Here is a 13088-nt window from a genome sequence, read left to right as displayed (position 1 = left end):
CTAGAGGAAGAATGGACTCGGCTGGAATAGCGCTTCGACGTCTGATACGTATTTTTTGTTGACCAGGAACATCACCACATGGTCATCCTGCTCGATGACCGTACGGTCGTGGGCAATAAGAACTTCTTCGCCACGAACGATAGCACCAATGGTGGTCCCAGGTGGCAGTTTAATGTCTCCAATCGCACGTCCAACCACTTTAGATGTACTTTCATCACCGTGAGCGACGGCTTCAATCGCTTCCGCAGCGCCGCGGCGAAGTGAGGATACGTTTACGATATCAGCGCGACGAACGTGCGTTAGCAAGGCTGAAATAGTGGCTTGCTGAGGTGAGATTGCTACATCAATTACGCCGCCTTGTACTAGGTCTACATAAGCGCCACGTTGGATCAGCACCATCACTTTTTTAGCGCCCATGCGTTTTGCCAACATTGCAGACATGATGTTGGTTTCATCTTCGTTGGTCAGCGCGATGAAGACGTCGACTTGGTCGATGTTCTCTTCCGAGAGAAGCTCTTGGTCTGCCGCATCACCGCAGAACACGATGGTGTTTTCTAGTTGCTCAGAGAGCTTTTCTGCACGCTGGTAGTTACGCTCAATCAGCTTCACGCTGTAAGTTTGCTCTAGGCGTTTTGCCAAGCTTGCGCCGATGTTACCCCCGCCAACAATCATGATGCGGCGGTACGGTTTTTCTAGGCGCTGAAGCTCACTCATCACTGAGCGAATATGATTACTTGCTGCAACGAAGAACACTTCATCGTCGGCTTCAATGATGGTGGTACCTTGTGGGCGAATCGGACGGCCTTGACGGAAAATCGCCGCCACACGGGTATCGATGTGCGGCATGTGCTCACGCAAAGCAGACAGCGCGTTACCCACCAACGGGCCACCATAGTAGGCTTTCACCGCCACTAGGCTGACTTTCTGTTCAGCAAAGCTCACCACTTGCAGCGCGCCTGGGTATTGGATCAGACGTTCGATGTAGCTCGTGACGAGTTCTTCTGGTGCGATAAGGTGATCAACAGGAATGGCGCCAGATTTAAACAGGGCTTCTTTTTCTGCCAAGTATTCTGGAGAGCGAATACGCGCAACGCGGTTTGGGGTATTGAATAGAGTGAACGCGACCTGACAGGCGGCCATGTTGGTTTCATCAGTGTTGGTTACTGCGACGAGCATATCGGCGTCTTGCGCGCCAGCTTCGTGTAGCACGTCTGGATGGCTCGCATGGCCATTGACTACACGTAGGTCGTATTTGTCCTGCAATTCACGCAGTCGGTCGGCATTATTGTCGACGATGGTGATGTCGTTGTTTTCACCCACTAGGTTTTCTGCCAGTGTGCCGCCAACCTGACCTGCACCAAGAATAATGATCTTCATACTCTTTTCTCGTATCTGAAAAAGGCGATTGAAATCGCTTCAATCGCCCTATTTAGCATGCTGTTACGCGTGTGTTTTAGTTAGCACTGCGTAGTAGAAACCATCCATATCTTCTTCGCCTGGTAGAATTTGACGACCAGGCTGGTCGGGATCAGAATCCAGCAGTTGCGCATCCGCGGTACGTGCTAAAAACGCTTTTACTTGCTCCACGTTTTCTTGCGGTGTGATTGAACAAGTCGCGTAAACCATGGTGCCGCCGGGCTTCAGTTGCGTCCACATGGCATCAAAAATTTCACTTTGTAGCTCTGCTAATGCGGCGATGTCGTCTGCACGACGTAGCCATTTGATGTCTGGGTGACGACGAATCACGCCAGTCGCAGAACATGGGGCATCCAGCAAAATGCGATCAAATTGCTCGCCTTGCCACCATTCTTGTGGATTACGCGCATCACCGCAAACCACTTTTGCCTGAAGGTTGAGACGCTTCAGGTTTTCATGCACACGTTTCAAGCGTGTGTCGTCGCAGTCAATCGCGACCACTTCACTGCCTGACGTGCGCTCTAGAATGTGCGCCGTCTTGCCACCTGGCGCTGCACAGCAATCTAAAATCAGTTCGCCGTCTTGTGGTTTTAGATAGTTGATCGAGAGCTGCGCCGCCGCATCTTGGACCGAAACCCAACCTTTTTCAAAACCAGGTAGCTTCATCACGTCACATGGTGCGGCCAATTTTATGGCGTCCATTGCTTCTGTGTGTGGCGTGCTATCAATGTTTTCATTTTTGAGCAGCGCAAGGTATTCATCACGAGTGTGGTGTTGATGGTTCACACGCAGCCACATTGGTGCTTTTTGGTTGTTCGCTTCAACAATGCTTTCCCATTGCTGTGGGTAGGCCTCTTGCAGCAGTTTTAGTAACCAGCTTGGGTGACCGTACTTGCCAGCGTTGTTGCTGACGGCCATTTGGTCGAGTTCTTCTTGGTTGCGCTGGTAGTTACGCAATACCGCGTTAATCAAACCACGCAGACGAGGACCTTTCAGCTCTTTAGTGCCTTCAACCGTTTCACCGACAGCTGCGTGCGCAGGAATGCGCATGAAGCTCAGTTGGTAAATACCAACCAGAATTAGGTGATGGAATACACGTTGTTTGCCTTTTAGCGGCTTATCCATCAATTGGTTTGCGATCATTTCTAGGCGAGGTAGGTAACGTAGCGCACCGTAACAGATCTCTTGTAACAGAGCGTGGTCACGAGGTCGTACCGTTTGTTGAGCCGCTGGAAGAGCGCTTGAAAGTGAGTGGCCCTTGTCGACGACAAGATACAGGACGTTAGCAGCCGCAGCGCGAACATTCATGATGAGTACCTTAAAGTAAAGGAGGGCATCTCTGCCCTCTAAAAGTTCGTATAATCGGGGATAATAACCCCTAGTATGGCTTAAACCAGCAGAGTGCCAACTTCAAACCAAGCCGCACGCGAATTCAGAATATCCTGAACTGACATGGCTTTTTTGCCAGGAACTTGCAGTTGCTCTAGCACCAGTACGCCGTTGCCTGTCGCAACATAAATACCGGTTTTATCTGCTTGTACGATGGTGCCGGCTGGCTTGTCACTGGTTTGCTCTGCCACACGGCTTTGCCATACTTTGATGCTGTTTTCTGCCGCCTCAAAGTGGCTCATTGGCCATGGGTTAAATGCACGAACGCAGCGCTCAATATGCGCCGCATCGTCGTTCCAGTTGATGCGTGCTTCTTCTTTGCTGAGCTTTTTCGCGTAGTTCGCGAGCTCATCGTCTTGCTTCACTGGCACTGCTTTACCCGCAGCAATGTCTGCTAGGCAGTCAATCAGGGCTTCTGGGCCAAGCTCAGCCAATTTTTCGTACATTGAAGCGCTGGTATCTGTCGCTTCGATTGGCAGAGTTGCAATCTTCAGCATAGCACCAGTGTCGAGACCGATGTCCATCTGCATGATGGTCACGCCAGTTTCTGCATCGCCCGCCCAAATAGAGCGTTGGATTGGAGCCGCACCACGCCAACGAGGTAGGATAGAACCATGTACGTTGATACAACCCAGTTTAGGGGTATCAAGAACCGCTTGTGGCAGCAGCATACCGTACGCCACGACAATCATGAGGTCGGCGTTCAGATCTGCAAGTTCTTGTTTCGCTTCGTCGGACTTAAAGCTTTCAGGTTGGTAAACCGGGATATTGTGTTCTAGCGCCAGTTGTTTTACCGGTGGCGCAGCCATTTTTTTGCCACGACCCGCTGGACGATCTGGGTTTGTGTAAACCGCGATGACTTCATGCTCCGAAGACAACAACGCCGCCAAGTGACGGGCGGCGAAATCCGGAGTACCTGCAAAGACAATACGTAAAGACTGACTCAAGGTAGACTTCCTTCTAATTGGGATGGTTCGAGATTAAGCGTTTTGCTGCTTCTCGTTAAAGCGTTTGATTTTTGCTAGCTTGTCCTGAATGCGTTTGCGTTTCAGTGGTGATAGGTAATCCACGAATAGCTTACCTTGTAGGTGATCAAGCTCGTGTTGAACACAAATCGCTAGCAGGTCGTCGGCTTCAAAGGTGAACTCTTTGCCATCACGATCCAGTGCTTTAACGGTAACTTCTGCAGCGCGAGGCACAAGTGCGCGTGCACCTGGTACCGACAGACAGCCTTCTTCGATGCCATCTTCGCCACGCTTTTCCAGAATCTCAGGGTTGATTAGCACCATCGGCTCATCGCGAGTTTCTGAAATATCAATCACTACGATACGTTTGTGGATATCAACCTGCGTTGCAGCAAGGCCAATACCTTCTTCGTCGTACATGGTTTCAATCATGTCATCGACGATTTTTTGAATCTCAGGTGTCACCGCTTCAACAGGCTTTGCGACTGTGCGCAGGCGATCATCCGGGAATGTTAATACTTGTAATACAGACATATTCACTCGAAATATTGAACTGTGCCGAAACAGCACAAACCTTGTTGGCTCAATTCTAGACATTTTATAGCCTAAATGACAGCATCCTTGCACCAATTTCCATTCTGGTTCCTGCTTAATAGACCAAGGACGAGGGTCATGAATCGAATTTTCCGCAACGTTGCCAGTGTTACGTTGCCGTTACTTTTCTCTTTCAACGCTGTAGCAAATGTGGATGCGAACCCACTGACAGTTAAAGATGATGCGCCACAAACGTATGTAGTCGTGAAGGGCGATACGCTATGGGATATTTCGGCCATGTACTTGGATAGCCCGTGGTTGTGGCCTCGTTTATGGCAAGTAAACCCGGAAATCGACAACCCTCATTTAATTTATCCTGGAGACAAGCTGTCTTTGGTGTGGATTAACGGTCAGCCCGTGTTGAGCCTAAAACCGGTTAAGAAGCTGAGCCCGAAAGCTCGCATCACAGAAAAGAAAGCCGTACCAACGGTCGCGGAAGGTTTGGTGATGCCTTACCTCAAATCGGATCGGTTGCTAGATAAAGATTCGTTGAACAGAGCAGCAAAAGTGATGGGTAGCAGCAAAGGCAGTAAGTATCTGACTGCAGAAGATGTGCTGTATATCAATGGCAATCAGACCGCGACAGGTTGGGCTATTTACCGACCAGTAGCTACCTTTTCGCGTGACGATGTGTCCGAAGAGATTACCGCGCTGCGTTTGATTGCCAAAGGCGAGCTCGTTGAAGCTTCGAGTGATTATTCAGGTTTGAAGCTTACATCGCAAATGCAAGAAATCCTACGTAACGATATCGCGTTGCCAAATCAATCGGTTGAGAATACTGACTTCACGACTACGTTCTATCCGCTGCCGTCGCCACAAGGCAGTTCTGCAAAGTTGCTAGGTAATATCGAAGGTATTCGCTTTAGTTCAACTAACCAAGTCGTGGTGATTGATAAAGGCACGTCAGACAATCTCAAGCAAGGCAGTGTGTTTGATTTAAAAGAAGACGCGCACCCAGTTTACAAAGACGGCGATGAGTTCAAGAAAGAGTTTGGCGTGCTTGATAAGAAAATCACTTTGCCTCAAAGCAAAGTTGGTGAGTTGCTGGTCATTCGTCCTTATGAGTACTTTAGCTTGGCACTGATCACTAACAGTACGAAACCCATTAACCAAGATATTTCGGTGGTGTCACCGTTGGCGGACGAATTAACCATCGATGAATCGACGAAATAACGATGATCTCGCTGCCTGGTTAAAACTGAGTTGTTTACCAGGCATTGGCGGCGTCAAAATGAATAAGCTACTGGCAAGAGACACGCCACGTAACATCGTAAACTTCTCTCCTGAACAGCTACAACAACTTGGGTTAACAACTAAGCAAATTCAAGCTTGGGCTTCAACAGATAAAGAAGTCGATGCTTGTTTAAGCTGGCTTGAGGCTTCTACAAACCATCATATCCTGACACTGACTGACCCGCGTTATCCACCTCAACTCAAACAAATCGTTGCACCGCCACCTCTACTTTTTGTTCAAGGAAACCCTACTTGTCTTTCTCAGCCACAAATCGCGATGGTTGGCAGTCGAAATGCGAGTATTGATGGATTACAGCATGCACGTCAGTTTGCTGCAGAGTTTGTTCAGCACGATTTTATTGTCACCAGTGGTCTCGCTTTAGGCATTGATGGTCATGCGCATGATGGTGCGTTGCAAGCGGGTGGTAAGACGATTGCGGTGCTAGGATCTGGCTTAGAAAATATTTATCCGGCACGTCATCGTGGTTTAGCGCAACGTGTTATTGAACATGGGGCTTTGGTGTCTGAGTTTCGGCCTAATGCCAAGCCGCGCCCAGAAAACTTCCCGCGTCGTAATCGTATTATTAGTGGATTATCGCTTGGTGTACTGGTCGTCGAGGCGGCGAAAAAGAGCGGCTCGTTAATTACAGCTCGTTACGCGCTTGAGCAAGGTCGAGAAGTATTTGCGCTGCCAGCGTCAATCAATGCCCCCAATGCCTGCGGTGGAAACCAGTTGATACGTCATGGCGCTTGCCTCGTAGAAAAGACGAAAGATGTCTTAGATGAAATACAGTCCTTGCTTGATTGGTCTATTAATCAGAGTACCGATTTATTTTCTACGTTAAATGATGAAGAAGAATTGCCATTTCCTCAGCTGTTAGCTAACGTAGGAAGTGAAGCTACACCGGTTGATATTCTTGCAAACAGGACCAATATACCTGTCCAAGAAGTCATGATGCAGCTCTTAGAGTTAGAACTCTCTGGGCATGTCGTTGCGGTTTCAGGTGGCTATATTCGAAAGGGGAGGGGCTAGCTATGATGATGGATATACTGATGTATCTATTCGAAACCTACATCCATAGCGATGCAGAGTTACAGGTCGAACAAGACGAGTTGGAAGAAGAGTTGCTTCGTGCAGGCTTCCAACAAAAAGATATCTACAAAGCCCTTGTCTGGTTAGAAGAGCTTGCCGCATTGCAGCAAAGTGACACCTCTTCTGCAATCTCGACTTGCATGGCTTCGTCATCAACTCGTATCTACACAGCGAAAGAGATGCAGCGTTTAGATTTGGAATGCCGAGGATTTCTATTGTTTCTCGAGCAAATCAATGTGTTAACCACAGAAACTCGCGAAATGGTGATTGACCGAGTGATGGGATTAGAAACGAGTGAGTTTGAGCTTGAAGATCTCAAATGGATCATTCTAATGGTGCTGTTCAATGTGCCTGGTAACGAAAACGCTTACACGCTAATGGAAGAGCTGTTGTACACCAAGGAACAAGGGATTCTTCACTAACCATCTGGGCAAGTTCGAGTTTAGCTAGAATAAACGCGAGTTTGTCTTTTTGTGTGTTTTTCACGAAACGGTAAGTATGAGTAGTAAAATCGACAACACCCTTTTCTCTGCCCATGAACACGCTTTGGAGCACGAGCCGTGTCCAAAATGTGGTGGTGAGCTGACTCTCAAGCACGGAAAACATGGCCCATTTCTCGGCTGTAACCATTACCCAAGCTGTGATTACATTAAACCGCTACACAGCAATGATGGGCACATCGTGAAAGAGTTGGGTGTGCCTTGTCCTGAGTGTGGCAATGAGTTGGTACTCCGCCAAGGGCGCTACGGCATGTTTGTCGGTTGTAGTAACTACCCGGCTTGTCATCATATTGAGTCGATTAATCAACCAGAGCCAGAGGCGCAGTCACAAGAGCAACACGCTTGCCCTGAATGTGGCAAAGGACATTTGGTTGAGCGTAAAACCCGATTTGGCAAAACTTTCTACGCGTGTGATAACTACCCTAAATGCAAATTTGCTGTGAACCTTGCTCCGGTCAAGGGGCGATGCGAAGAGTGTGGTTTTACTCTGTTGGTGGAGAAGAAACTTGCCAGTGGTGTGAAATTGCAATGTGCTAATCGTAAGTGTCAGCACACCCAGCAAGGGTAAATACATCAAAGGAATTAAAAAGGGTCGCATCGTGCGACCCTTTTTTGTTTTTTTGCTGCCAAACGTTAGTGTTGAGGCTGTTTAGCGAATGCTTGCACAGCAGGGAAAGCTATTGGGTCTAAGATGTCTGCCAGAGCGCACAGCCTACGGTGCAATTCTCCTGGGTAGTCGCCACACACGTTGATGTGTCCCATCTTGCGACCTGCACGTTTCTCTTTGCCATACCAATGAAGGTGGCAACCATCCATTGATAACAATGCTTCTGGTAGTGTGTCTTCACCAAGAATATTGATCATTGAGGTTTCACGAACTAATTTCGTACTGCCTAATGGTAAGCCGCACACTGCGCGCAGATGGTTTTCAAACTGACACGTTTCTGCACCTTGCTGTGTCCAGTGACCAGAGTTGTGCACGCGTGGAGCAATCTCATTCACTAAAAGTGCCCCATCGACATCAAAGAACTCAAGCGCTAATACGCCAACGTAATCTAGGCTATCTGCGACTGCCGTGAACATTTGCTTTGCTTGTTCCTGTAACCCTGGCGCATCAATCGCAGTAGAAAGACTCAATACACCGTTGGTGTGGACGTTCTCTGCCAGAGGATACACTTCCACACTGCCATCTTTGCTTCGAGCACCAACCAGTGATACTTCGCGGTTAAAAGGAACAAACTCTTCAGCAACAATCGCTTGAGTTGGTGTTGCCGCGATGCACTCTGCCATCTCAGTCCAAATGTCGTCGACTTGAGAAGCTTCTTTTAAGCGCCATTGGCCTTTACCATCGTAACCACCTAATGCACTTTTCAGAACCATTGGCATACCAACGTGTTCAATTGCGCGGTCAAAGTCTTCACGAGTTTCAATGACGTAGTATTTCGCGTTGCGCACGCCAGCATCATCAAGCAGTGCTTTTTCAATACGGCGATCACCACCTGCTTTGATGGCTTGCGTACTTGGTAGAAACTTGCCGCTCGCTTCGCAAACCTTGAGCACGTCATGTGGAATATGCTCGAACTCGGCAGTAATCACATCAACTTGCATAATCGCATTTTCCAAGCCATGGCCAAGTACCTGTTGAGTTAAAGGGTGAACGACATCACCGCTGCTGATATCGTAAGCTGAAATTTGAATATTCAGTGGCGCACCAGCCAGAGACATCATACGAGCCAACTGACCCGCACCAAGAACCAGTACATGCATCTGATTAATCCTCTGCAGGGTTTGGATTTGCGAGAACTGTTTCCGTTTGCTCATTACGGAATGCTTCTACCTTCGCCATGATGTTTTCATCATGAGTACCTAGGATTTGCGCTGCTAGGATACCGGCGTTTGTTGCGCCCGCTTCGCCAATCGCCAATGTACCAACCGCAATTCCCTTTGGCATCTGTACAATAGAAAGCAGTGAATCCATACCTTTCAGTGCACGAGACTGAACGGGAACCCCAAGCACTGGCAAACTAGTAAACGCCGCCGCCATACCTGGTAGGTGGGCTGCACCACCTGCGCCTGCGATGATAACTTTGATGCCGCGTTCTTTTGCGCCACTAGCGTAGTCAGCCAGTAATTGAGGAGTTCGGTGTGCTGACACGACTTTTGTTTCGTAAGGCACGCCAAATTGGTCTAGCATGTCCGCTGCTAGTTTCATGGTTGGCCAATCGGATTTAGAACCCATGATGATACCGACTTTCATCTCAAACTCCTTTAAGCTGCAAAAATTAGGTGAGCTATAAATTTGTACGCATTATACGGGGATTTTTATCTCAAGCAAACGTTTGCGTCTTGTTGTTGGCGCTATTGATACATTTTATAAAAAAATTGCTTTAGTGTCTGAGAATGAATATTTGTACACTTAGTGAAAACAACACAGTCAAACAAATAGGAAGTAATCGGTGGATAACTTTGAACAAGTGCTCAACGCACTCAAGCAAGGCGAAGTGATTGCCTATCCAACAGAAGGGGTTTTTGGTGTCGGATGTGATCCAGATAACCCAGAAGCAATTCAAAAGCTATTAGAGCTCAAGCAGCGTCCGGTAGAAAAAGGGCTGATTCTCATCGCGGCAAGTTATGATCAGCTCTTGCCTTATATTGATGAATCTCAGTTGACTGAAGAACAATTACAGACTGTTCATGCCACTTGGCCAGGCCCATACACCTGGATCATGCCAGCGAGCGATAAAGTATCCAACTGGGTTTCAGGGCAGTTTGATTCAATTGCGGTTCGTGTGACTGATCATCCTTTGGTGCAAAAAATGTGTAATGCATTCGGAAAGCCGTTAACCTCTACCAGCGCGAATCTTTCCGGCTTACCACCGTGTATGACCACGGAAGAAGTCGAAGAGCAGTTGGGTGATAAGCTGGTCGCCATTCTTCGTGGCGAGACCAGCGGTCGTGATAAACCCAGCGAGATTCGTGACGCCAAAACTTCACAAATATTAAGACAGGGTTAACCCTGCTAGCCAGCCATCATTAGGTTTCACGTAATAGGTAATAACGTATGTCAGCGATCGATAAGCACGCCGTAAAGCAGTTCTTGATGTCACTTCAGGACTCCATTTGTCAGCAGTTAGAACAAGAAGATGGAAAGGCCGTCTTTGTCGAAGATGCATGGCAACGTGAAAAAGGAGAGCGTCTGGGTGGCGGTGGTCGCTCACGTGTTTTGCGTGATGGCCTTGTTTTCGAGCAGGGAGGCGTGAACTTCTCGCATGTGGAAGGGAAAGAAATGCCAGCATCTGCGACAGCGCATCGCCCAGAGCTAGCGGGTCGTCGTTTTGAAGCGATGGGTGTTTCTTTGGTTATTCACCCTAAAAACCCTTATGTACCGACTTCACACGCCAATGTCCGCTTCTTTATTGCAGAAAAAGATGGCGAAGACCCAATTTGGTGGTTTGGTGGTGGTTTTGACCTAACACCGTTCTACCCATTTGAAGAAGATTGCCAATCATGGCACGACACTGCAAAACAGCTTTGTGCACCATTTGGTGACGATGTTTACCAAGAGCATAAGGCATGGTGTGACAAATATTTCTTCCTACCACATCGTAATGAAACTCGCGGTGTTGGCGGTTTGTTCTTTGATGATCTAAACCAGTGGGAATTTGATAAGTGTTTTGCTTACATCAAAGCCGTCGGTGAAGGCTATTGCCAGGCTTATTTGCCGATCGTTTCTCGTCGTAAAGAGATCGAGTATGGTGAGCGTGAGCGTGAATTCCAACTATATCGTCGCGGCCGTTACGTAGAGTTCAACTTAGTGTATGACCGTGGCACCTTATTTGGTTTACAAAGTGGTGGGCGTACTGAGTCGATTCTGATGTCAATGCCGCCGCTCGCTCGCTGGGAGTACTGCTACGAGCCAGAAGCGGGATCGCCAGAAGCTGAACTTTACGAGCGATACCTAACGCCACGAGAGTGGTAAGCACGGAATCTCCTTTTCTATATAGATAGATAGTGATAGGGTCATCTGTAATCAGGTGGCCCTGTTTTCTCTATATCTAAGTAAGGAACAAAGGTAAGGAAATGACCCAGCAAATCGATCGCTATGCCGTGTTTGGTAATCCTATCGGACACAGTAAGTCGCCATTCATTCACACCTTGTTTGCTCGTCAAACTAATCAATCTTTGGTGTACACCGCAGAAAGTGCACCTGTTGATGGTTTTATTGACGCGGCGAAGGTGTTTTTTGCTGAAGGTGGCAAGGGGTGTAACATCACTATGCCATTTAAAGAAGATGCTTATCAATTTGCTAGTCGATTGACAGAACGGGCTCAGTTAGCAGGCGCGGTAAATACCCTCAAGAAGTTAGACGATGGTGAAATCATCGGTGACAACACTGATGGTGCAGGTTTAGTGCAAGATCTGCTTCAGCATCAGGTTGTATTGGAAGGCGCGCGAATCCTAATTATTGGCGCTGGTGGTGCAGCTCGTGGTGTTATTAAGCCACTACTTGATCAAAAGCCGACCTCTTTAACCATTACCAACCGTACCTTTAGTAAAGCACAGGAGCTTGCAGAGCTGTTTGTCTCTCACGGTCCTATCCTCGCCAAAGAGATAGCAAGTATTGATGAAGAGTATGATGTCATCATTAACTCCACATCCGCTTCTCTTAGTGGTGAACTGCCGACTATTTCATCCTCCATCTTTGCCGCTAACAGTACAAGCTATGACATGATTTATGGCAAAGGGGTGACGAGCTTTAACTTATGGGCAAAAGAGAATGGTGCCGCTCATGCGTATGACGGTCTTGGAATGTTAGTTGGGCAGGCTGCGGAAAGCTTTATGCTCTGGCGTGGCTTACGTCCTGGTGCCAAACAAATTCTCAGAGAACTAAGAAAGAATCTTGAAGGTCAATAAGCGATGAATCAATCCATCTTATTCCCAGATATTCAATCATGGGATGAAGTATCACAATCGGTAAACTTTTCGGCGCAACAATCAGGCGCACTAATAGAGTGCTTTGTGACGAAACAAAAGTTAGAAAAGCTCAGTGGTTCACTGATTGAAACTGAGCAAGCGGCAATTAAAGTGTTTACTGATTACCGATTCGACCTAGAAGAAATGGCTGAAGAGCTAATAGAAGATGAAGCCTTCAACGAAGAAGGCCATATCATCATCGGTTAACAGGGTTTTAGTTCAAGTCTTTTACTTCATTTAAGTAGTCGTTTTTGTTCTGCACATAGTTGTTGGCAGACTTTTGCAAGAAAGCTCGTTCTTTTTCTGACAGAGGGCGAGCTTGTTTTACTGGGCTTCCAACATATAAGTAGCCACTTTCTAATACTTTCCCAGGTGGCACTAAACTGCCTGCTCCGATCATCACCTCTGACTCAATTACAACAGCATCTAAAACAATAGCTCCCATACCAACCAAAACACGATCGTGGATCTCACAACCGTGCAGCATCACTTTGTGGCCAATCGTAACGTCATTACCAATAATCAATGGGTAGCCGTTTGGGTTTTCGGCGTTCTTATGGGTGACATGCAAAACACTGCCATCTTGAATATTCGTTCGATCACCAATGTGAATGTGGTTTACATCACCTCGCGCTGCTACCAGTGGCCAAATGCTAGAATCATCGCCAATTCGGATATCACCGACTAAAACAGAGGTTGGGTCAACGTAAACACGCTCACCAAGTTCAGGCTTTATACCTTTGTAGCTTCTCATTGAGCTCATCTTTTTTCCTTATTCAGGGCGATTACAGGGTGTATGGAGGTAGAATAGTAGTGAAAACTCGCCTTTTAGAATAAAAAACACCCAAACGATAAAAAAATCAAAAAAAACGAGAAAAAGGGCTTGCCAATGTGATCGCAATCTCTATAATGCCACCTCGCTGA

Annotated in this window: 15 protein-coding genes; 8 read left to right on the top strand and 7 right to left on the bottom strand. The window is 47.5% G+C overall.

Going from position 1 to position 13088, the window contains the following annotated elements; genetic code table 11:
• From trkA to def, 4 genes are all read right to left on the bottom strand, one after another.
• Positions 1–1377, bottom strand: a complete 1377-nt coding sequence (gene trkA, locus R7Q46_RS19245) for a Trk system potassium transporter TrkA (protein ID WP_005379062.1) — start codon at positions 1375–1377, stop codon at positions 1–3.
• A gap of 63 nt (positions 1378–1440) precedes the next feature.
• The gene (gene rsmB / locus R7Q46_RS19240; protein WP_025628789.1) at positions 1441–2724 is read right to left on the bottom strand and encodes a 16S rRNA (cytosine(967)-C(5))-methyltransferase RsmB; all 1284 of its coding nucleotides are present in this window, start codon (positions 2722–2724) and stop codon (positions 1441–1443) included.
• Between the two features lie 80 nt (positions 2725–2804).
• The gene (fmt, locus tag R7Q46_RS19235; RefSeq protein WP_170890924.1) at positions 2805–3752 is read right to left on the bottom strand and encodes a methionyl-tRNA formyltransferase; all 948 of its coding nucleotides are present in this window, start codon (positions 3750–3752) and stop codon (positions 2805–2807) included.
• Between the two features lie 33 nt (positions 3753–3785).
• A complete protein-coding gene (def, locus tag R7Q46_RS19230; RefSeq protein ID WP_005379068.1) occupies positions 3786–4304 on the bottom strand; it encodes a peptide deformylase in 519 nt (172 codons plus the stop codon).
• A gap of 138 nt (positions 4305–4442) precedes the next feature.
• On the opposite strand from def, the gene R7Q46_RS19225 reads away from it, so the two are divergent.
• The 4 genes from R7Q46_RS19225 (at position 4443) to R7Q46_RS19210 (ending at position 7758) form a co-directional block, all read left to right on the top strand.
• Positions 4443–5537, top strand: coding sequence for a LysM peptidoglycan-binding domain-containing protein (locus R7Q46_RS19225; protein WP_017821578.1), 1095 nt, complete (start codon positions 4443–4445; stop codon positions 5535–5537).
• Positions 5521–6630: a DNA-processing protein DprA gene (dprA, locus tag R7Q46_RS19220; RefSeq protein ID WP_053350676.1), complete on the top strand. Its 1110-nt coding sequence runs from the start codon at positions 5521–5523 to the stop codon at positions 6628–6630. The genes R7Q46_RS19225 and dprA overlap by 17 nt, the downstream gene beginning before the upstream one ends.
• Positions 6631–6632: 2 nt before the next feature.
• Positions 6633–7112 (top strand): DUF494 family protein, encoded by a 480-nt coding sequence (locus R7Q46_RS19215; RefSeq protein ID WP_005379074.1) that lies wholly within the window; start codon positions 6633–6635, stop codon positions 7110–7112.
• A 76-nt stretch (positions 7113–7188) separates the two neighbouring features.
• Complete coding sequence (locus R7Q46_RS19210; RefSeq protein WP_053350677.1) at positions 7189–7758, top strand: type I DNA topoisomerase; 570 nt, start codon at positions 7189–7191, stop codon at positions 7756–7758.
• Positions 7759–7823: 65 nt separating this feature from the next.
• Here R7Q46_RS19210 and R7Q46_RS19205 read toward each other — a convergent pair whose 3' ends face one another.
• The gene (locus R7Q46_RS19205) at positions 7824–8957 is read right to left on the bottom strand and encodes a 5-(carboxyamino)imidazole ribonucleotide synthase (protein WP_182039155.1); all 1134 of its coding nucleotides are present in this window, start codon (positions 8955–8957) and stop codon (positions 7824–7826) included.
• A gap of 4 nt (positions 8958–8961) precedes the next feature.
• Positions 8962–9447, bottom strand: coding sequence for a 5-(carboxyamino)imidazole ribonucleotide mutase (purE, locus tag R7Q46_RS19200; protein WP_017635614.1), 486 nt, complete (start codon positions 9445–9447; stop codon positions 8962–8964).
• 199 nt (positions 9448–9646) lie between these two features.
• Between purE and R7Q46_RS19195 the strand changes: the two genes are divergently transcribed.
• From R7Q46_RS19195 to R7Q46_RS19180, 4 genes are all read left to right on the top strand, one after another.
• A complete protein-coding gene (locus R7Q46_RS19195) occupies positions 9647–10204 on the top strand; it encodes an L-threonylcarbamoyladenylate synthase (protein ID WP_005379084.1) in 558 nt (185 codons plus the stop codon).
• 47 nt (positions 10205–10251) lie between these two features.
• Positions 10252–11169: an oxygen-dependent coproporphyrinogen oxidase gene (gene hemF / locus R7Q46_RS19190; RefSeq protein ID WP_047104448.1), complete on the top strand. Its 918-nt coding sequence runs from the start codon at positions 10252–10254 to the stop codon at positions 11167–11169.
• Between the two features lie 101 nt (positions 11170–11270).
• Positions 11271–12104, top strand: a complete 834-nt coding sequence (gene aroE, locus R7Q46_RS19185) for a shikimate dehydrogenase (protein ID WP_005379088.1) — start codon at positions 11271–11273, stop codon at positions 12102–12104.
• Positions 12105–12107: 3 nt separating this feature from the next.
• On the top strand, positions 12108–12371 hold the full coding sequence (locus R7Q46_RS19180) for a DUF1488 domain-containing protein (RefSeq protein ID WP_005379090.1): 264 nt from the start codon (positions 12108–12110) through the stop codon (positions 12369–12371).
• A gap of 7 nt (positions 12372–12378) precedes the next feature.
• On the opposite strand, the gene R7Q46_RS19175 is transcribed toward R7Q46_RS19180, so the two are convergent.
• A complete protein-coding gene (locus R7Q46_RS19175) occupies positions 12379–12927 on the bottom strand; it encodes a gamma carbonic anhydrase family protein (protein ID WP_005379096.1) in 549 nt (182 codons plus the stop codon).
• Positions 12928–13088: the final 161 nt, after the last annotated feature.

This window comes from Vibrio sp. 811 (assembly GCF_033339195.1).
This window is presented reverse-complemented; position numbering and strand designations above follow the sequence as displayed.